The organism is Metabacillus crassostreae (genome assembly GCF_016908395.1).
GTDB lineage: Bacteria > Bacillota > Bacilli > Bacillales > Bacillaceae > Metabacillus > Metabacillus crassostreae.
The window spans coordinates 53,567-73,203 of the sequence record NZ_JAFBDU010000006.1; the positions used below are offsets into that span (position 1 = coordinate 53,567).

Annotated in this window: 22 protein-coding genes; 13 read left to right on the forward strand and 9 right to left on the reverse strand. The window is 32.6% G+C overall.

Features of this window, described 5'->3' with window-relative positions:
* Window positions 1–587: 587 nt before the first annotated feature.
* The 3 genes from JOC75_RS16795 (at window position 588) to JOC75_RS16805 (ending at window position 2,317) form a co-directional block, all read left to right on the forward strand.
* Window positions 588–1,703: an AI-2E family transporter gene (locus JOC75_RS16795; RefSeq protein WP_204955152.1), complete on the forward strand. Its 1,116-nt coding sequence runs from the start codon at window positions 588–590 to the stop codon at window positions 1,701–1,703.
* Window positions 1,704–1,769: 66 nt separating this feature from the next.
* The gene (locus JOC75_RS16800) at window positions 1,770–1,991 is read left to right on the forward strand and encodes a spore germination protein (protein ID WP_204955153.1); all 222 of its coding nucleotides are present in this window, start codon (window positions 1,770–1,772) and stop codon (window positions 1,989–1,991) included.
* A 77-nt stretch (window positions 1,992–2,068) separates the two neighbouring features.
* Window positions 2,069–2,317 (forward strand): YueH family protein, encoded by a 249-nt coding sequence (locus JOC75_RS16805; protein WP_204955154.1) that lies wholly within the window; start codon window positions 2,069–2,071, stop codon window positions 2,315–2,317.
* A gap of 103 nt (window positions 2,318–2,420) precedes the next feature.
* Here the strand turns inward: JOC75_RS16805 and hpaB are convergent, their stop codons facing one another.
* Window positions 2,421–3,866 (reverse strand): 4-hydroxyphenylacetate 3-monooxygenase, oxygenase component, encoded by a 1,446-nt coding sequence (hpaB, locus tag JOC75_RS16810; protein WP_204955155.1) that lies wholly within the window; start codon window positions 3,864–3,866, stop codon window positions 2,421–2,423.
* A 551-nt stretch (window positions 3,867–4,417) separates the two neighbouring features.
* Between hpaB and JOC75_RS16815 the strand changes: the two genes are divergently transcribed.
* The 8 genes from JOC75_RS16815 (at window position 4,418) to JOC75_RS16850 (ending at window position 11,538) form a co-directional block, all read left to right on the forward strand.
* Entirely contained in the window at window positions 4,418–5,638 is a 1,221-nt protein-coding gene (locus JOC75_RS16815; RefSeq protein ID WP_204955156.1) for an EAL and HDOD domain-containing protein, read from the forward strand.
* 120 nt (window positions 5,639–5,758) lie between these two features.
* A complete protein-coding gene (locus JOC75_RS16820) occupies window positions 5,759–5,983 on the forward strand; it encodes a hypothetical protein (protein WP_146948134.1) in 225 nt (74 codons plus the stop codon).
* Window positions 5,984–6,315: 332 nt separating this feature from the next.
* Window positions 6,316–6,456, forward strand: a complete 141-nt coding sequence (locus JOC75_RS24280) for a DegQ family regulator (RefSeq protein ID WP_146948135.1) — start codon at window positions 6,316–6,318, stop codon at window positions 6,454–6,456.
* Window positions 6,457–6,678: 222 nt separating this feature from the next.
* Complete coding sequence (locus JOC75_RS16830; protein WP_204955157.1) at window positions 6,679–7,635, forward strand: polyprenyl synthetase family protein; 957 nt, start codon at window positions 6,679–6,681, stop codon at window positions 7,633–7,635.
* Complete coding sequence (gene comX / locus JOC75_RS16835) at window positions 7,620–7,778, forward strand: competence pheromone ComX (RefSeq protein ID WP_204955158.1); 159 nt, start codon at window positions 7,620–7,622, stop codon at window positions 7,776–7,778. Before JOC75_RS16830 ends, comX begins: the two co-directional genes overlap by 16 nt.
* Before the next feature lie 21 nt (window positions 7,779–7,799).
* Complete coding sequence (locus JOC75_RS16840) at window positions 7,800–10,097, forward strand: sensor histidine kinase (protein ID WP_204955159.1); 2,298 nt, start codon at window positions 7,800–7,802, stop codon at window positions 10,095–10,097.
* 112 nt (window positions 10,098–10,209) lie between these two features.
* Window positions 10,210–10,851 (forward strand): response regulator transcription factor, encoded by a 642-nt coding sequence (locus JOC75_RS16845; protein ID WP_204955160.1) that lies wholly within the window; start codon window positions 10,210–10,212, stop codon window positions 10,849–10,851.
* A gap of 324 nt (window positions 10,852–11,175) precedes the next feature.
* Window positions 11,176–11,538 carry a hotdog fold thioesterase gene (locus JOC75_RS16850; RefSeq protein WP_239589553.1) on the forward strand — a complete coding sequence of 121 codons (363 nt, stop codon included), beginning with the start codon at window positions 11,176–11,178 and terminating at the stop codon, window positions 11,536–11,538.
* Window positions 11,539–11,611: 73 nt separating this feature from the next.
* Here JOC75_RS16850 and mnhG read toward each other — a convergent pair whose 3' ends face one another.
* The 7 genes from mnhG to JOC75_RS16885 are packed head-to-tail and all read right to left on the reverse strand — an operon-like array spanning window position 11,612 to window position 17,375.
* On the reverse strand, window positions 11,612–11,971 hold the full coding sequence (gene mnhG, locus JOC75_RS16855) for a monovalent cation/H(+) antiporter subunit G (RefSeq protein WP_204955162.1): 360 nt from the start codon (window positions 11,969–11,971) through the stop codon (window positions 11,612–11,614).
* Window positions 11,955–12,239: a Na(+)/H(+) antiporter subunit F1 gene (locus JOC75_RS16860; RefSeq protein WP_146948149.1), complete on the reverse strand. Its 285-nt coding sequence runs from the start codon at window positions 12,237–12,239 to the stop codon at window positions 11,955–11,957. Before JOC75_RS16860 ends, mnhG begins: the two co-directional genes overlap by 17 nt.
* On the reverse strand, window positions 12,239–12,715 hold the full coding sequence (locus JOC75_RS16865) for a Na+/H+ antiporter subunit E (protein WP_204955163.1): 477 nt from the start codon (window positions 12,713–12,715) through the stop codon (window positions 12,239–12,241). The genes JOC75_RS16860 and JOC75_RS16865 overlap by 1 nt, the downstream gene beginning before the upstream one ends.
* 5 nt (window positions 12,716–12,720) lie before the next feature.
* Window positions 12,721–14,202, reverse strand: a complete 1,482-nt coding sequence (locus tag JOC75_RS16870; protein ID WP_204955164.1) for a Na+/H+ antiporter subunit D — start codon at window positions 14,200–14,202, stop codon at window positions 12,721–12,723.
* On the reverse strand, window positions 14,195–14,536 hold the full coding sequence (locus JOC75_RS16875; protein WP_204955165.1) for a Na(+)/H(+) antiporter subunit C: 342 nt from the start codon (window positions 14,534–14,536) through the stop codon (window positions 14,195–14,197). Before JOC75_RS16875 ends, JOC75_RS16870 begins: the two co-directional genes overlap by 8 nt.
* Window positions 14,536–14,973 carry a Na(+)/H(+) antiporter subunit B gene (locus JOC75_RS16880; RefSeq protein WP_204955166.1) on the reverse strand — a complete coding sequence of 146 codons (438 nt, stop codon included), beginning with the start codon at window positions 14,971–14,973 and terminating at the stop codon, window positions 14,536–14,538. Before JOC75_RS16880 ends, JOC75_RS16875 begins: the two co-directional genes overlap by 1 nt.
* On the reverse strand, window positions 14,970–17,375 hold the full coding sequence (locus tag JOC75_RS16885; protein ID WP_204955167.1) for a Na+/H+ antiporter subunit A: 2,406 nt from the start codon (window positions 17,373–17,375) through the stop codon (window positions 14,970–14,972). Before JOC75_RS16885 ends, JOC75_RS16880 begins: the two co-directional genes overlap by 4 nt.
* 247 nt (window positions 17,376–17,622) lie before the next feature.
* Between JOC75_RS16885 and JOC75_RS16890 the strand changes: the two genes are divergently transcribed.
* Window positions 17,623–17,838 carry a hypothetical protein gene (locus JOC75_RS16890; protein WP_204955168.1) on the forward strand — a complete coding sequence of 72 codons (216 nt, stop codon included), beginning with the start codon at window positions 17,623–17,625 and terminating at the stop codon, window positions 17,836–17,838.
* 698 nt (window positions 17,839–18,536) lie between these two features.
* A complete protein-coding gene (locus JOC75_RS16895) occupies window positions 18,537–19,094 on the forward strand; it encodes a DUF5366 family protein (protein WP_204955169.1) in 558 nt (185 codons plus the stop codon).
* A 119-nt stretch (window positions 19,095–19,213) separates the two neighbouring features.
* Here the strand turns inward: JOC75_RS16895 and JOC75_RS16900 are convergent, their stop codons facing one another.
* Window positions 19,214–19,624 (reverse strand): thiol-disulfide oxidoreductase DCC family protein, encoded by a 411-nt coding sequence (locus tag JOC75_RS16900; RefSeq protein ID WP_420828039.1) that lies wholly within the window; start codon window positions 19,622–19,624, stop codon window positions 19,214–19,216.
* Window positions 19,625–19,637: the final 13 nt, after the last annotated feature.

Below are 19,637 nucleotides of genomic sequence, written 5' to 3' on the forward strand. Positions count from 1 at the left end.
TCTAATCGCTGATAAATCTGGGAAATCGCTGATAAATTTTTATAATCGCTGATAAATCGGCAGAATCGACGATAAATGTGAAGTTCTCTCAATAGGCAGCAGGATATCCACCCTGAGATAGCGTATTTCAATCGTTCAGTTTGTTTATTTTGTAGTTTTGCATTCTCTTATTGGTCATTTTGTCTTTTTTGAAGGCTTATAACTATAAGTGTGCTCCTAATTTTCTTAAAAACAAGTTTTATTTATAAAAGACAAGCTAAAAGGTTCCACGAATAGTTTTATAGTGATGTTTTCTTCAAGTTACTTTTACGAAAACAGACTTTAGCTAGTAAATGATTTGTACCTCATTCGTGTTAATATTCGATCGAGGTATTACACCTAAAGTAAATATTTCTCCAAAAGTACGATACATAATGGTAAAAACAGTATAAATATTGTACATTTGTATTAGATTGTAAATAACTGAAACCTTTGAATCGTTTCATTCGTATTATTGTAATCATACATAGTGCTAAAGTAGAAGGTTTTTATAATAAGATCTCAATCAGAGATAGAGATCTTTAGAATTAAATTCAGGAGGAACATGTGTGTTTAAATCAAAAACTCATTTTTGGACTTTACAGATATTACTCGTATTATTAATTGTTTATGTTGGTACAATGGTCTCTTTTTTATTTGAACCAATTATTGTGTTTGCAACAACACTTTTCTTTCCAATTCTAATTGCTGGGATTTTATTTTTTATTTTTAATCCTTTAGTTAGGATATTGGAGAAAAGTAAAGTGCCTAGAACACTTGCAATATTAATTCCGTATATTGTATTCATTGGTGTTGTATCAGCACTTGTTGCGTTTATAGGACCAATTGTTTCACAGCAAATTTCTGATTTAATAAGGAATTTCCCAAGATATGTAGAAGAATTCACAGAGTTTATTATTAGCATGTCTAACAAAGAATGGTTTACTTGGGTAATGGAGCAGCAATATGTTTCTTTAACTCAAATAGAAGAAACATTAACAGGCTATGCAACAAGTCTTCCTGAGAACATTACAACAAGCTTCACAAGAGTTCTTGGTGTTGTTACGAATATTACTTTGACAGCTATTACTGTACCTTTTATTCTTTTTTATATGTTAAAAGACGGTCATAAGCTTCCTTCAACAGCTGTAAAAGTATTGCCAACAGCATATAGAAGTGAAGGATTAAAGATTCTTCAAGATTTATATGAAACATTAGCAGCATATATACAAGGTCAATTAATTGTCTCTTTAGCCGTAGGTTTAGGCTGTTTTATTGGTTATTCTATAATCGGACTCGAATATGCATTAGTTCTAGGAATTGTCGTTGCTGTTGCAAATATCATTCCATATCTAGGACCTTTTATTGGTGCTGCACCAGCTGTTGTGATTGCTTTACTTGATTCACCAACAAAGGCATTACTTGCAGCGTTAGTTGTAACAATTGTTCAACAAATTGATGGGAATTTTCTTTCACCACTTATTATTGGAAAACGACTCAATACACACCCTCTAACAATCATTTTACTATTGATTGGAGCAGGTAGCTTTGGTGGTATTATTGGAATGATCCTGGCTGTCCCTACGTATGCAGTATTAAAGGCTGTCACATTACATATAATTCGATTGATTAAATTACGAAAGAAATATAAAGAAGAGTTGAAAACAGAAAAAGTAGAAGTTTAGGCAGAACTTCTTCTTCCTTAATTCCATATAATGATTTTAGCTTGATAGGAAAAAGGAGGAGAAATGATGCCTGCGTTTGTAGGACCAATTCAATTGAATGCTATAGGCAGAAGCGCAATGTTTACTGTAGGTGATTCTTTTGCTTTATCGCCAAAAAGTCAAAGTCAGTCATCTATTGGCTCTGGTGGAGCAAATACGGGTGATTTTATTGATACCCAGAATGTTTTCAACATAACAAATTTCTATGATGCTGATTTAATTGATCAAAGTGACTTTCTCAATATGTAAAACAAGAAAAAGGACTTTCTCCACGAAGTGTCCTTTTTCTTCGAATTTTTTACCAATGGAAACGAGGATGAAAAAAAGTGAAGATCAGAAAAGCCAATGTACATAGTGAAAATGAATTAATTACAAATGTTTATATTTATGAAAATAAACAGCAGGAGTATAGCCTGATTGCCATCCCCCAATTAGAATGGTCTACTATCATTGCTTATGAAGAGGATAGAAGTGTATTAAAAGATCGATTGTCCAATTCTTTATTAAAAAGAGTCACAAAATCACCAGCGGAAGAATTAATGAACAAAATAGTTCATTGGGTTGGAGAGATGTAATAGCTTAAACCACAGCATTTCTTTATGCTCCAATAGTGCCTATTGTGATACTAATAAGGTTCCCGACCGAAGACCTGTCACGATCTGGGAACCTCTTTCGCTATTAAGACTTGATGTTTAAGAAATTATTCACATGATCGATATAATCATCACGAGGATACCCATTGTATAATTTTGTTGCTAAGCGAACAGGATCACCGAAAAAGTACCGCTCATATTGTGTTTGCCTCGTTCCAAAGCTGCTCATTGTTAAATCCCATACTAATCTCAAAATTTTAGTTTTCGTTACAGCTTCACAAGCTGTTCCTTGATAGTAAAGCTCAAGGTCATTGAACAAGCAAGACTCAAAATCCTCCTGTGATGGAATCGAAACTAACCCACCAGCACCAAGTAATTGTAAAATTTCAACCATACGAGGATATAGCTTTGGGAATATATTGACTGCTACAAATAAGGAATCAGCATGTGGCACCAGAGTACCCCATTCATCTTCAGCAGCTAAAAGCTCAGCACGATCTAATAAAGCCTTCATAGATTCTAAGCCTATAATCATTTCACTAATTTTTTCATGAACATGTTGATATTCTGATAAATTTAATAGCTTCACCATGGATTGTGCAATTCCTAGAATAAATTCTGCTTTTGTTATTTGACGAATAACAACTTGATGTAATGTGTGAGCTGTAAAACTACTACGAGAAAATAACTTCATAGCAATATCTTGGCGATGATAAAAATAAACATTCTCCCATGGGACGAATACATTGTCGAAAATAAGCATTGTATCCATCTCGTGGAACCGAGATGAAAGCGGGTAATTAAAACTAGAATCTCCTTCCCAAAAGGATTCACGACATAAAAACTTTACACCATCTGCATTACTTGGAATACTAACGCAAAATGATTGCTCATCATCATTAAGTTTACCTCCGGAAGGAAACAAGATGATTTCGTCTGTCATACCACCCTGTGTTGCTAAAAGTCTAGCTCCCTTAATATACACACCGTCATTATTTTTCTTTATTATTCTAGCAGCTATAGGTTGAGTAGGTGATTCTTCATAGGTAACGGAACGATTTATTTGAGGATTGATAAAGCTATGTGTGAAGGAGAGATCTTGTTCACGAGCTCTTTCATAAAGGTTTATTAAATTTTGAGTAAACTGTTCATCCTGATCTGATAAGATGCTTGCTGAAGCTGTTAAAGTCATAATAACGGTATTTAAATAATCGGGAGTTCTCCCCATCATTCCAGATGTTTCAAAAGCCCAGGTTTTTATCATATGCCTTCTTGCTTCTAAGTCTTCTTTTGTTTTTGGTTGTAAAAAAGAAAGTCCTACGCGGTTATCTGTTTTAGGAGATTTATAGGTCATTTTGTCAATTAATTCAGGCTTTACTTGTAGATCATATAAGGAGGCCTTTGTGAGTAATGCTCCTTTATAAACAGGGTGTTCACACATATCCTCGGTGATTTTTTGTCCTTTAATCCAAACATTTGGTTTTAATTTTCTCATTCTGGCTAAGTACTGTTCACCATTAATTGCAGGCAATTTAAACAACTCCTTACCAACTGAATACATACCTACTATATGGCTTTTCATAGAAAGTGGTGCAGAGCTTAGATTCCTTGAAAATATTGTATGAAATTGATGAACGAAAGAAAGAGGGATTTTGATAAGCAAAACGGAATAATTTTAAATAATTGGCTACGATGTAATTTAAGAATAGGTGTAAGGAGTAATTTATTTAAAAATATTGGAAACGTTTTCTTTTTGTTTATTTTTATTCACCATGGCAAGAATAATTAATGTGTTTTTATTAGAAAGGTGTGATAAATGATGCATGAAGAGAATTTTTTTAAAGGTATGTTATGGGCATCTTTATTGAGTATTCCATTATGGCTTTCATTTTTGGGATGGCTTAAACTGACCATTAGATTCTTTAATCATTTTTAACATATAATAAATTTAAAAGCCCCCCAATATTAGGTTAATTTCCCTATAAAAGTGAATATATTTCTAATTTTAGTAAATTATTGTGAAATATATAGTAGAATAGGTGAAGGATGAGTATATGATTCATATTTTTGGGGGTCAAATAGATGGAAGTGTTTGTTGCGCGTCAACCGATCTTGAATAGTAATGAAGACGTTATAGCTTATGAGCTTTTATATAGAGGAAGCAATGAAAATGTTTTTCCGAATATTGATGGTGATAGAGCTACTACAGAGGTAATCATTAATAGCTTTTTAAATATTGGGATGCAGGATTTATCTGAGGGGAAGAAGTGCTTTATTAATTTTACAGGAGCACTATTAAAGTCTAAGCTACCTACTTTTTTTAACCCAAGCTCTATTGTTGTTGAAATTTTGGAAAACATTGAGATAAATGAAGAGTTAGTTTTAATATGCAAAGAATTAAAGCAATTGGGATATACCATTGCATTGGATGATTTTAAAGTGCAAGAATCTGCTAAACTTTTGCCTTTGCTTTTAAAATATATCGATATAATAAAAGTGGATTTTATGCAATCATCAAGAAATGAGATCTTGTCAATTGTGAATAAATATCGTTCATTAAACATACAATTATTGGCTGAAAAAGTAGAAACTAGAGATGATTTCATTTTCGCTAAAAAAATTGGCTATACCTTGTTTCAAGGGTACTTTTTTAGTAAGCCAATCATCATTTCTAGTCATGATGTACCAATGTACTTAAAAACGTATTATCATATTTTAGCTGAAATATCTAAGACAGATCCAAATATAGATGTGATATCTTCTAATATCGAGCATGATATTTCTTTATCGTATAAGTTGTTAAAACTCATTAATTCACCTGCATTTCGTCCGATAAATAAGATCAAATCGATTAAACAAGCTATTGTATTATTAGGACTAAATGAGTTAAAAAAGTGGATCTATGTTCTTTCTTTGAAAAATATAAAAAATGTAAAAGACTCAAAAATGGATGAAGTTATTAAAATGTCTTTAGTACGCGCAAAATTATGTGAGCTACTTGCTGTAAAGACTGGTAATAGGCTGTCAGCACCGTATATGCTAACTGGACTTTTTTCTTTAATAGATACATTGCTACATAGAGATTTAAATGATGTATTAAGTGAATTGCCGTTATCAGAAGAAATTCAAGATGCACTTCTTGGCAAAGATAATAACCTCAACAAAGTATTATCGTGGGCATTACAAATCGAACAAGCTAATTGGGAGTTAGAAGGAATAGAATTATCTAAAGAAGAGATTAATAGATATTATGTAACGGCAATAGATTGGGCTACACATTTAATGGAATTTGATGAGAATTGATAACTCTCAATTTGAATGTAAAATAAAAAAGGAATACAGTAAACTTTATAGAATTATTAAAGATAAATAAACTTCCTTGTTCAAACTTCGAGTTGTTAAACTAAAGGAGGTCTTCACTCTATGGGAGGGCAACCAACTTTTTTTGTGTTAGATGATAAAATGGTTGCAGTATTTTCGGTGTTGCAGAATAATTGCGAAGTGAAAATGGAATGCTTATTTTCTAAAACAGGAATTGAGGATTACACCTTAGAGTATTATGGACCTTTAGAACAGAAATCAGAGTTAATCAAATTAGCAGTATCAAAAGCACAAAGTATATTTAATGAAAATGTTTTTTCAGTTTAGGTTAGGTTGAAGAGAGACTAAAACGAAAATGTTTAGTCTCTTTTCTTTTTATTTTGGTTACTTACTTTCATTAAGACCCCTCAAAAAGACAGGTAGATAACGTATCCTTTAAAAGTCATAGTGATTTCCAAATTCTCACATAAAGGCAATTCTTTGTACATCGAAAATATATATTTTGGACTATTGCGTTTCTATTGCGGTATCACGCATTGAGTATTACGAATTATTTTCGGTGAAAATTGTCCTGATATAGCGTAGTATTTAACTATAATCAATTAACATATAAGTTGGCCCTGCATTCGCGCTTACCAACATTTAAGGAGGGTGAAATAGTGGATCAGCAAAAAATTGAAGAAATGACAAAGCTGCTACTACAAATCGAGCAAGAACTAAAAGAAACGAAGCAATCACTTCTATCTATAAATGAGAGTATTGATAAATATGATAAATATGCATTTCTAAATGTATCTTAAAGAACTTAGCTCCTGCTAAGTTTTTTTTTATAAAATTAATAGATTATGACCTTTTTACGTAGTTTTGGTGTCTAGTGCAATCGCTAGACCAAGGGCTTGTGTTTTTCTTAATATTAACATTGACATATATTGGTGAATTAGGTGAAAATATAATAGATTAGTTGTAAGAATATGCTTTTGCTACTAAACTAATTAGTAATATAGTAATATATAGCAAAAGGGGTGGGTGGTATAGAAAATATTGAGTCCAATCGTATTAAAGAAACGATGTTGAATTTAATTACTACTCAGCTACAAAATGATGGACTTAAAAGCTTAATATTTTCTTTCCTTACAAATAAAGAAGAAATGAATTTTGCTAACCTTACTATTTTACATCACCAAATATTTGATAGGAAAGATCCAGAACTTCTGAATTTAGCAGCAGCTGTTGAACTTTTGGTATTATCATTTGATATTTTTGATGATCTAGAAGATTTAGACAATACAGAAGAGCCTTGGATGAAGATTGATCATTCAATAGCCTTGAACGCTGCAACAATATTGTATACGTTAAGTCAGCAAACAGTATTATCACTTTCTTCACCATTTAAGCATCAAATCCTAGCATCGCTTCTAAAATACTCCATACAGGCTATGGAAGGACAACATGACGATTTGGAAGATAACATTTCTTCTGAAGAAGATTGTTTACAAATGATGAAGTTAAAATCAGGATCACTTATTGCTTTAGCATCAGTATGTGGAATGCAATTGGCAGGAGAAAATGACAAATTAGTTGAAGAGTATGCATACCAAATTGGCATTGCTGCACAAACAGATAATGACTTTAGAGATTTATTTAATCCCTTGAAGAATGATATGAAAAATCAAAAAAAATCATTAGCAGTTCTCTACTTACAAAGAAATTATAATGAACACGCAATCGATTTGCTCAAATTTTATCAAAGTGGATTAGACATTAAAGACCAGTTTGGAAGCATAGAAAATTATAAACAAAAGCTTTTAGATTCAGGAGTCATGCAATATCTAAATGTCGTAAAGCAAATTGCTATAAACAGAGCTTCAAGAATGATAGACAATTTAAACATAAATAGTGAACATAAAGAGTTTGTTAAATCAAATTTAATTATTAAAAAACATAATATAGGGAGAGATCATTCATGCAGGAAATCGTAAACTTTTTAATTGAAAATCCAGAAGTACTAGAGAAAGTAGTTAATGGACAAGCTAGCTTACTTGGTGTAGATATTGAGGATGTATTAGGGTTGGTTGAAGGAATTGTTGGCTCTGGAACTTTGAAGAATTATTATTGGATTTAACATAGATGAAAGGTGTTTTTAATGCGTCTTACCTTTAATAAATTTCTCCAGCTAATGGTGGGTATTAGTGTAATATTTGTCTGTTATATTATAGTACTGAACTATAATCATCCATATATAGGAGCTGGAGTTGAAGTTACTGATCAGAAAGAAATGGTTATAGTTGGTATTGAACCAAAGACCTGGGCTGAACAAAAAGGGATTAGAGTCGGGGCGATTGTTGAGGAAATTAACGGTGAGGATCCAATGTTACATAGTCCAGCAGTGGATTATGGAATACTGGAGCAGGTTTATACTTTGAAAATTAACGATGGTAGTGATGTTATGGAATATAGCATCCCTACATCTTTAATTAGTTATCAGAGCTTATTTATCATCATCATTCCGTTAACTGTCCTTGCTCTATGCTTTTTTTGTATTTATTTCGTATATCGATCAAATAAAGTTGCCAACTTAAGATCTGCGCACTTTTTAAATATATTCCTCTTAGTTATTGCGATAGCATATATTAGTGCAAGTGGTTCGTCTAGGGCTGACATTATAAGTCGTTATATTAATCTAACCTTATTCACAATGGTACCAGTTAGTTATCTACATTTTATCTACCAGTACTTTAAGGAATTGGGCAAACCACTATTTAACTTTAACTATATAAAATTTGGATATTCATTAACTATTATTAACCTACTTGCGGAAATAGCACATAATATGTCCATAATTGAATTTACTTATAATAGAATCTTAAATCTTTCATCATTCCTATTAATGCTCATTTTAACATTTGTCCTAAAATTCACAGGCTTGAAGAAAATAAGGTATTCAGAGCAATCATATATTGTGAAAGTTTTAATTGTAACAAATGTACTTGCTTTTACACCTTTTTTATTATTCTATGTATTACCTTATATTATTTTTCAAAAATATGTTTTTTCACCAACCTTTCTTTCAGCATTTTTGCTATTAATCCCATTTTCCTTGGTATATCAGTTTATTGCTACAAAAATCTATGATATAGAGTTTTTACTAGGAAGGCTAAGGTATTACTCATTATTGGCCATTATACCAGCCTTTATTATGGTAGGGATCATGCTGAATTTAAAGGAAAATAATCCATCATTCTATCCAATTCAGTTATCTGTTTATATCTATTTAGCATTGGTTGCAGTATTCTACATCAAAGAAATATTCGACTATCGCTTCAGACTTAAGCGGTTTTCTGAGAAGTATAATTACCAGGATAGTATATTTAAATATACACAAAGTATCCGCAAGGCAAGTACTTTAGAGCAGGTTGTTTCTGAGCTTAAGCAGGTAATTACTGATGTACTTATTGTTAGTAAGGCGTACTTTATAGAAGTGGATAAGGAAAAAAATATCTCAGCTGTTGATCCTAATGCAAAGAATTCAGATTATGGTCCATATGTGAAAGAGATTAAGAAGGTATCGGTTGAAATCGGGAAAATTATTGAAGTTGATAAGGGATTTATTATTAATATTGGAGAAACAGATGATAAGAGCTATGTTCTGCTTTGTGTATCCATATTAAATACACCAATTTTAACTAGAGATGAAATTTCCTGGCTAAAAACATTATCCTTTTATACAAATGTTTCATTGGAAAATTTCCTGAAAATCGATGAACTTATGCAGCATTTGCAAAAGGTTGAAACTGAAGGGCAAAATCCTGGATGGTTAACAAAGCTATTATTCTCTATTGAGGAGAAGCAGCGATCTAATTTAGCAAAAGATCTTCATGATTCAGTTTTGCAGGATTTAGTTTCGTTAAAAAGACAGTGTGAAATGGCTTTATCTGAGGTTGAAGTGGATTCTGATAAATTGAAAAATCAGCTGCAGGAAATGAATAGCAACATGACTAAAATCATCAAAACAACAAGAGAAACTTGTCAGGAATTACGACCACAGTTGCTTTATGATTTAGGCTTAGTGAAAGCTCTTAATAAGCTAGTGACGCAGTACCAAGATACAGTTGATTTTGACATTCGATTAAATACAGGTAATTTCACAATGAATTTGGATATTGATACGCAGCTAAATATTTATCGTATCATCCAAGAGCTTTTAACAAATGCTCAAAAGCATTCAAAGGCATCTAGTGTGTTAATTATTTTAGTATGTATCAAAGATAAAATTGTCCTGCATTATGAAGATAATGGAATTGGCTTTGAATACAATAATATGAATGGTCAATCTGAAAGTATGGGATTGTCAGGTATTAGTGAAAGAGTGAAGGCTCTGAAGGGAACAATTACGATTGAAACCTCAGAAGGAAACGGCTTAAAGATAGATGTTGAAATATAGACTTGGCAGATGCCAGGTCTCTTTTTTAAGATATTCAAATAATGGTTTAATATTAAAAGAAAGTAATCAAGCGATAAACAATATATATAAAGAATGAACAAAGGGTGGAAAAATGATACATATTTTAGTAGTAGATGATCATCCAGCAGTAAGAGAAGGCACAAAGGCAATTTTAGAAGCAGAACCTAGTGTTCAAGTAGAATGCTTGAATCCGCCTTATACAGTTGAAGAGATGAAAAATTTTAATTTTGCTCCTTTTGATGTCATCTTAATGGATTTGAATTTAGGTGAGATTAACGGAATGGAGCTATCTTCAACAATTTTAAGTCTTCATCCGACTAGTAAAGTGATTCTCTATACAGGCTATGATGTGGAAGATTATTTTGAGGAAGCACTTCAATTGGGTATTTTGGGAGCAGTAAGTAAGACAGAGTCAAAGGAAAAGCTATTAGATTATATTAGACATGCCATTAATGGAGAAATTGTTATTCCTTTTCAGTATTTTAAATGTTTACTTAATGAAAGAAAATCAAATCCCATCGAAGCGGAAGGATATGATCAAGTATTTAATGAACGTGAAAAAGCCATTTTACATGAAGTGGAGAAGGGCTTGACTAATCAGGAAATTGCAGATCATCTTCATCTTAGTAAGAGAAGTATTGAATATAGCTTAACGTCTATTTTTACGAAATTAGATGTTAGCAGCCGAACTGAAGCTGTTCTTATTGCAAAAGCAAAAGGAATTATTGAGTAATAGCTACTGTATTTAACGATTTTTGTTAATTTACAAAATATAAACATTTTCTCAACACTGCCATGATGTTCATCATATATGATTGTTTTTATATCCTTTTTTCTGGAAGTAATTCTAGGGAAAACTAGGGGGTTATAATGGACATTATGGCAGTGTTACCTACCTTACTTTTATTATTGATCTATTTTATATTTGTTGTATACGTATTAAGAAGATGAACATAAATGAAGAATATTAAGAGGTTGAGACTTCTTAATGAACATAGTTTTGCAGGTAAATTCCAAGGGAGGAATTATTTTGGATTATAATGTAAAGAATACCTTGATGGAAGCTTTGGGGATAGATATAATTTCGGTTACTTCTGAAGGTGTTGTGGCTACAATGCCAGTAGATCACAGAACACATCAGCCGTTCGGATTATTGCATGGAGGAGCTTCTGTAGCACTTGCAGAAACAGTGGCAAGCATAGGTGCATTTGCTTTGATTGATCAAGAAAGCGAGATCTGTGTGGGACTGGAGATCAATGCCAACCATATTCGTGGGAAAAGGTCTGGTGTAGTAACAGCTCATGCAAACCCAGTACATAGGGGAAAAACAACAATGGTTTGGGAAATTAAAATAGTAGATGAGAATAATGAGTTGATTTGCTTATCACGATGTACAATGGCAGTACTGAAAAAGAAATAACCGTGTTAAACGAAAAAAGTCGTGAATCCCAGATCTGGAATTCACGACTTTTTCTATTCTACTAATAGTTACATTAATTATTACTTTTTACTTTTTGACGAGATTTCTTCAAATCATCCTGCAAGCTACCCTTCCATAATGGAACACCTGTGTTATATGCCGCACGACTAATTAAGTGTCCGGCAACAGGAGCAGTTAGAAAGACGAATACAATACCTAATAGGACTCTAGAATTTACTATGTTATCAACTAGTAGGAAATAAATAAATAACCCTACTAGAACACTAATAACACCTAATGTAGCGCTTTTTGATGCAGCGTGGTTACGTGTATACACATCAGGCAATCGAAGCACACCTATAGCAGCGATTAAACTTAGTAATGCACCCTGGAGAATAAGATAACCAACAATAATTTCACTGATTTCGGTCATTTTCGATAATTTCTCCTTTCTCTAGGTATTTAGAGAAAGCAACTGTTCCAATAAAGGCTAAAATTCCTAACAATAGGATAACCTCAACAAATGCACTTGTATTTAGAACAATCGAGATAATAGCCGTCATGGCAATGAAGTTAATACCAATTGCATCTAATGCAATGACTCTATCAGGTGTAGTTGGTCCCTTAACCAATCTGTAAACAAATAATAAAGTTGATATTGCTACAATCGCAAGAGATAAAGTCATAATAAACATAAACATTAACGGCTCACCTCCTTGATTGCTTTTTCAAATGTATTTTTAATATCAAGCTTTGCTTGTTCCACATCACCTATATCCATGGCATGGATAAAAAGTGTTTTGTTATCTTCTGATACCTCAATAACAAGAGTACCAGGAGTTAACGTGATTAAATTTGCCAAGATGGCAATTTCCCAGTCTTTTTTTAGCTCTGTTTCTAATGAGAAAATTCCTGGCTTCATCGTTAATTTTGGAGATAAAATAACCTTTAAGACTGCAATATTAGATTTGATTAATTCACTAAGAAAAATGAAAATCAGCTTGAATAGTGCAATAACATTGTAGAAATAAAGGCGATGTTCAAAAAATCTCCTTAGTGTGAAAATAATTAATCCCCCAAAGAAAAAGCCTTTGAAAAATGCTAAAGAGGAATAATCATTTGAAAGAAACATCCATATAAACGCTAGAAAAAAGTTCAATAATATTTGAAATGCCATATGCACTACTCCTTCAATACTGCTTGAATATAAATTGTAGGATCAAGCAGAGTATCTGTAGCTTGTGAAATATAAGGTGAAATTGATTCGATTCCAAAACCATATGCAATCGATAATACTAGTAAGATTGCTATTGGAGCAATCATGCCTTTAACCGATTTCTCCTTATATACTTCTTCGTTGGATGGTTCACCCCAGAATCCATTTATAAAGATTTTCATAACTGAATATAAAACGAGCAGGCTCGATAATAAAACAACAAATGAAATTGTAAATTCTTCTGCTTCAAAGCCACCTTGTATGATTTTAAGCTTCCCAATAAATCCACTAAGAGGTGGAATTCCAGCAAGTGATAATGTTGCAATAAAGAACATCCAACCTAGTAGAGGGTGACTAGAGATTAATCCACTAAATTTGCGTAAGTTACTTGTACCTGTGACGGCAATAATTGCACCGACTAAGAAAAATAATGCTCCTTTAATGATCATATCATGAACCAAATAATAGATAGAGCCTTCAACAGCATTTGGTGTATTTGCCGCAATCCCAAATAATATTACACCTACAGCGGTGATGATATTATAAATAATAATTTTCTTAATATCCCAATAGGCGATGGCACCTATCACACCAAAGATAATTGTTAATGCTGCTAACCAAGCTAATATTTGGTGTGTATAAGATGGTTCATGATAAAAAATTAATGTATACACTCTTGTTATAGAGTAAATTCCTACCTTTGTTAATAATGCTCCAAATAATGCAGTAATAACGGCTGGAGGAGCTTGATATGATCCAGGTAACCAGAAGTATAAAGGGAAAATGGCACCCTTTAAACCGAATATCACTAAAAATAAGATCGCGATAACAGTGAGTATACCTGTTTGCCCCATATCGGCAATTTTTACACTTAAATCAGCCATATTAAGTGTTCCTGTTACTGCATATAAATACGCTACAGCAATTACAAATAAAGCAGATGAGATAATGTTAACTAGGATATACTTTACGGATTCTCGAAGTTGAATTTTTGAACTACCTAATACAATCAACATGTAAGAAGACATAAGCATAACTTCAAAGAAAACAAACAAGTTAAAGATATCACCTGTTAAAAACGCTCCAGTCACACCTAAAAGTAAAAATTGCACAACAGGATAAAAATAAAATTTTTCTCTGTCTGGTGTTATGGAAGAGAAGGCAAAAAGTAATGCGGTAAATCCAATAATACTTGTTGTTAACACAAGTAAACTTGCGTACATATCAGCTACAAGCACGATCCCGTAAGGAGCCTCCCAATTTCCTATTGCTAACGATTGTATACCATTTACATGAACTGTGTGGACAACCATTCCAGAAACCACTATTGCCAGAAGAGAAGCAAACGCACTTATTAGCTTTTGTGCTTTTATATTTTTATTAAAAAAGATTAAGATAATCCCTGCTAAGAAAGGGATGACGATTGGCAAGATAATTAAATTATTCATATTGATCATTTCCCCTTAGTTGATCCATATCATCTGTTCCAAGCTCCTGATATGAGCGATAAGCAAGAACTAGGAAAAATGATGTCACTCCAAAGCTTATAACAATTGCTGTTAAGATAAGAGCCTGTGGTAGTGGATCAACATAAACTTTGGCATTTTCTCCTAGTAATGGAGCAGCACCGGTTTTAAGACCGCCCATTGTTAAGATGAGTAAATGAGCTCCATGACTTAATAAACCAGTTCCGATAATAATTCTGAGTAAGCTTCTAGATAGCATTAAGTAAACTGCAGCACTAATCAATATACCAACAACAATAGACATTAATACTTCCATTATTCCTTCTCTCCAATCGTTTGAATAATGGTCATTGTGACACCAATCACGACTAGGTAAACTCCTAAGTCGAATATAACCGCTGTAGCCAATGCCGTTTTCCCGAGTAACGGGATATCTACATAACTAAAGGTTTGTGTAAGGAAAGGTACATTATAGAAAAATGAACCTATTCCAGTAAGAACTGCAATAAGTAAACCAGTTGCAGTCATTTTGATGTAATCAACATTTAAAGTTTTTTCTACAGTTTTCACATCAAAAGCTAGAAGTAACAGCACAAAGGCTGCAGCAGTCATCAACCCACCTATAAATCCACCACCAGGTGTATAATGACCAGAAAAGAAGAGGTGTAACGAGTATATAATAATAATAAACGCTACTACCTTTGTAACTGTTTGAAAAATAACGTCATTTGTTTTTACATCCGTTTTTTTCACCCTTCTTCCCCCTTTCTAACCTTTAAGCGAATCATGCTGTATATTCCTAATCCAGCAATACCTAATACGGCAATTTCAAATAATGTATCAAACCCTCTAAAGTCAACGAGGATGACGTTAACCATATTTTTACCACCAGCAAGCTTATAGCTGTTTTCGATAAAGTAAGTAGAGATTGTTTCTGACACACGTTGACTGTTTGCTGACAAAGCAATCAAGGTCACAATTGCTCCAACACCTAAAGAAATAATTAAATTTGTCAGTTTAAAATTAAGCTTTTTCTCTTTTTTCTTAAATTCTGGTAGGTGATAGAAGCAAAGTAAAAAGAGAGCAACAGAAACTGTCTCAACAAGTAATTGTGTTAAAGCTAAGTCAGGTGCACGAAACACAACGAAGAAGAGAGATAATGAATATCCTACAGAGCCCAGTGCGATAATAGCTGTTAATCTAGATTTTGCAAAAAGAACAGTTATCGTACCAATTACCATAACAACTGCAAGAACTGCTTCATAAATACCAATTGGTGCTGTTCCTTTTAAAGAAAAAGAAAATCCATCAGTCAAAATGAGTGTTGTTCCTAAAATCAGGATAAAGAACGTAAAGATAATCGCTAAATAATCCCGTATAAAACCTGTCATATAAAATCTTGTGATTTTAAAAGTTGATTTGTCTAATGTGTATAATGCAGCATCATAGCCTTTATTTAAAGCAAGTTTTTCAGGAACTAAGTTATAAACACCACGCCATTTTCTTAGGAAGAAATAGCCTAAAACACCTAATGCAATAACTCCTAATGTCATAAATAACTCTATGGAAAAACCATGCCATGCATATATATGAACATGAAAATGATTTTCATCACCTAGTAACCCTGGAATGATTGATGCCATTGCCGGTTCAATAATTGTATAAGCCAGAATGTTAGGGAAGAAGAAGAAAATAATCACAAGTGATGCCAAAATAATCGGTGAAATTAGCATTCCGATTGGGGCCTCATGTGGCTTTTTCTCTAGCTTTTCAGGCTGGTATTTACCGGTAAATGTTTTGAAAACAAGTACCATACTATAAATAAATGTAAATATACTACCAATCCAAGCGATGATCGGGAATAGTAGCCCGAGTGTTTCTAGATTAAAAACATCCATTTCAAGAATACGTATCATGCTAGTAAAAAACATTTCTTTACTTAGGAAGCCGTTAAATGGAGGTAAGCCTGCCATTGAAAAAGCTCCAATAATTGAGATGGTAAATGTAATGGGCATAAAGCTCATTAATCCACCAAGCTTACGGATATCACGTGTACCTGTTTCATGATCAACGATACCTACTACCATAAATAAACTTCCTTTAAAGGTAGCATGGTTAATTAAGTGGAAAACTGCAGCAAGAGTTGCGACAGTGTAAACACTATTGTCAATTGAATCAATTGCTAGTGCTGCCGAGCCTACACCAAGCATTGACATAATCATTCCTAATTGACTGACAGTTGAAAAAGCGAGAATACTTTTTAGGTCTGTCTGCTTAACTGCATTAAATGAACCCCAGAACATTGTGAATATACCAAAAGCAGATACGATCCAAAACCACTCTGGAGTACCAGCAAATACTGGACTAAAGCGAGCAACAATATAGATTCCTGCTTTAACCATTGTAGCTGAATGTAAATAAGCACTAACAGGTGTTGGAGCTTCCATTGCATCAGGAAGCCATATGTAAAATGGAAATTGTGCAGACTTTGTAAATGCACCAAATAAGATAAGAACTAATGCTGGGATAAATAATTCATGCTGTGATATTTCAGGAACCTTTTCAATAATTTCTCTAATACTAAAGGTATTAGTCATCATGTACAACATGATAAATCCACCGAGCATTAATAGTCCACCAAAAATCGTGATGAGCATCGATTTTTGTGCTCCGTACCTAGATTTTTCACGTTTGTACCAATAACCAATTAATAGAAATGAAGAAAGTGATGTGAATTCCCAAAACGTATAAAGAACAATTAAGTTATCTGATAAAACAACGCCTAACATGGCACCCATGAACATTAATAAGTAAACATAAAATGTGTTAAGCTGCTCTTTTTCCTTTGATAGATAATAGATCGAGTACAGAATAACAAGGGCACCGATTCCGGTGATGAGTAAGGCAAATAGCAAGCCCAAACCATCTATGTATGCAGTAAAGTTAATTCCTAGGGAAGGAATCCAATTTGCTGTTTGCTTAATTGTTTCACCATTCATGTTAGAGCTTATGAATTGGGTAAAGTAAGCAAAAAGTAAAACAGGTAAAACTAAAACGAACCACCCTGTATGAATTTTCCGAAAGTATTTATACAGAAATGGAACAAGTATGGCAAATAAAAATGGTGATAAAATTGCCACATGTAGTAATGACATCTTTGAACCTCCTTACAGTTTTGATTAAGTAACATTTCCAAATAATCGTTTTTGATCTGGGGTATAAATAATTAGAAGTGGAACTAGCTCTATTACTTATATAGTATGTTCCAGATTTTGTACTACTATGAAATAATATCAAAAAATGATCATTTCAAGTTCATATGAACATAAAAATGATAACAAATTTCTGCTTACTTGTATATTATTTAACACCTCAGAGCATGATAATTCTTGAGGTGATATTGTGCATATAATGAAGGTTTTTATCGCATGTTGCGTTTTTTTGTCCCTTTTTACGAGTGCATGGCTTGTAAATGAAAAATTAAGAAGAGAATATGTTGAACAAATTGTTTTTGAAGAATCAATTATTGAGTTAACAGATACAGAAACACCTATTGACGAAATAACTGTCTTTGAGAAGTTTAGACCTCGTGAGTATGTTCGTGTGGTTCTTAAATAACCATAAATGTGGTTGCTAAAAACATAAAAAGTTCAGCAAAATATGAAAAGAAGCTAAATCAAAAAAAACCGGGAAAACCCGGTCATCTTACCCTGATATAGAGCTGTTAATTAGTATAAAAAAGATGTGATTTAGCTTTAGACCAATGAAAGAATACTCATGGCTAATACTAAAGAAGATTTTTAAATTTCTTTGTGTAATTCTTCTGATTGCTCATTAAAAAATTGCTCAGCATCTTTATTTTTACGATATTAGATAAAATTAAAAATTCATTTTTCTCATTGTCATAATAATATAAATCATATTTATCGAATGAAATTGAATTTGAGTCATATTCCTCAATCTGTCCTTCATTTTCCTCTGTTTCTGGATATCTGCGGAAATCAATTTGAATATTTTATTATTCATTGTTAATGTCTTTTCAATTGATACTGAATGTTTAATATAAAAATTTACTACATTTTGTAGTTTTTCCTCTTATTTCTCTTAAATTTTTAAACGCTTTTATTTTCTGCATTTTCATACATTTCCCTCCTTGTTATAAGGTAAGCTTCAAAAAAATATATAGTAAAAATATATTTAATCCTTATTATATAAAATATAAAAGCTTAGGGATTTTGTCATATATTTCTTGTCAAATACGATACTCTACTTCATAATGATGAAGAAATTCAATTGTATAGTTAGGGTCGATGAGCATGAAAAATACATATTTCACTAGTTATTTTCCACTTATAACAATTTTGCTTTTTAGTACTTCTTTATCAATAGCAACAGTAATGCTTGCAATTGATTATTTACAACTGCTTGGTATATACGAAGGGATGCTTGAGTTTTTTTCGAACAATGGAATAAAGCTGGCACTATTTATTATTTTTGCATTAATCTACTTTATGATTTTTTCTGCTTTGAAATTAATTGCAAATACAGTTACTGAGCTATCGTTATTGTTTTTTTCTAAGGACGTAGCAGGGGAAAACCTTACAAAGATAAGGGGAGGCTCAATCATTTATGTTATTGGGGGCACTTTGTCTTTACTATCGATACAATACCCAATAATCATTATGGGTCTATTCCTCATTTCGACGCTTGGTTATTTTGTTTATGTCGTTTATAAAATAAGTGCATCACTCACTTCACCTTCTTTAATAGGTTTAGTGCTATTTCATGTATTATTTTGGTTTATCTTTATTCTAGGCACACTTTACATAAGCTTTAGATTATACAATAGTGTAATGGCAAGTTTACCTGTGTAAAGGTAGGAATACTTTAGTTAGTTTTGGTAACTGTAGCCTTTAAAAGTGAAAGTTGAATATAATAGACAAATTAAAAAGCATGATCATTGAGTAAAGTCATTGATCATGCTTTTGAGTTTTTATAGAAATCGTTTTTTGATATCTGGTGAAGGAAGCATACAGTCATTACTTTTTCCAAACCATTTATAACGGTTTTTTGCTATGAGCTGATAGATACCATCTCGAAATGGTTTGGGAATTAACATAAGTGGATATAAAAATAGCCATATTCCACCGAGTTTTTTGCATACCTTTAAGGCGGCTGTAGATTTTGTGTACACTTTACCATCTTCTATCATGACAATGCTGTCGAAATGACTTGTTGGAAGCTTCACTTTGGTAAGAAGGCTTTGCCCAGTTGTGGATTGAAGTGACGTGAATTTAAATAATTCCTTCTTATCAGCACGAATGATAAACTGAACAGTTTTGTTACAAAGATTGCAAACACCATCAAATAAAAGTATAGGTCCTTCTATATCTTTTATCATTATTTTGCCCTCCAGT

Excerpts from the sequence above, each read along its gene's own strand:
- JOC75_RS16800 (WP_204955153.1), top strand. The coding sequence starts at position 1,770 with ATGCCTGCGTTTGTAGGACCAATTCAATTGAATGCTATAGGCAGAAGC.
- JOC75_RS16815 (WP_204955156.1), top strand. The coding sequence starts at position 4,418 with ATGGAAGTGTTTGTTGCGCGTCAACCGATCTTGAATAGTAATGAAGAC.
- JOC75_RS16820 (WP_146948134.1), top strand. The coding sequence starts at position 5,759 with ATGGGAGGGCAACCAACTTTTTTTGTGTTAGATGATAAAATGGTTGCA.
- comX (WP_204955158.1), top strand. The coding sequence starts at position 7,620 with ATGCAGGAAATCGTAAACTTTTTAATTGAAAATCCAGAAGTACTAGAG.
- JOC75_RS16840 (WP_204955159.1), top strand. The coding sequence starts at position 7,800 with ATGCGTCTTACCTTTAATAAATTTCTCCAGCTAATGGTGGGTATTAGT.
- JOC75_RS16845 (WP_204955160.1), top strand. The coding sequence starts at position 10,210 with ATGATACATATTTTAGTAGTAGATGATCATCCAGCAGTAAGAGAAGGC.
- JOC75_RS16850 (WP_239589553.1), top strand. The coding sequence starts at position 11,176 with ATGGAAGCTTTGGGGATAGATATAATTTCGGTTACTTCTGAAGGTGTT.
- mnhG (WP_204955162.1), bottom strand. The coding sequence starts at position 11,971 with ATGACCGAAATCAGTGAAATTATTGTTGGTTATCTTATTCTCCAGGGT.
- JOC75_RS16860 (WP_146948149.1), bottom strand. The coding sequence starts at position 12,239 with ATGTTTATGTTTATTATGACTTTATCTCTTGCGATTGTAGCAATATCA.
- JOC75_RS16865 (WP_204955163.1), bottom strand. The coding sequence starts at position 12,715 with ATGGCATTTCAAATATTATTGAACTTTTTTCTAGCGTTTATATGGATG.
- JOC75_RS16870 (WP_204955164.1), bottom strand. The coding sequence starts at position 14,202 with ATGAATAATTTAATTATCTTGCCAATCGTCATCCCTTTCTTAGCAGGG.
- JOC75_RS16875 (WP_204955165.1), bottom strand. The coding sequence starts at position 14,536 with ATGGAAGTATTAATGTCTATTGTTGTTGGTATATTGATTAGTGCTGCA.
- JOC75_RS16885 (WP_204955167.1), bottom strand. The coding sequence starts at position 17,375 with ATGTCATTACTACATGTGGCAATTTTATCACCATTTTTATTTGCCATA.
- JOC75_RS16895 (WP_204955169.1), top strand. The coding sequence starts at position 18,537 with ATGAAAAATACATATTTCACTAGTTATTTTCCACTTATAACAATTTTG.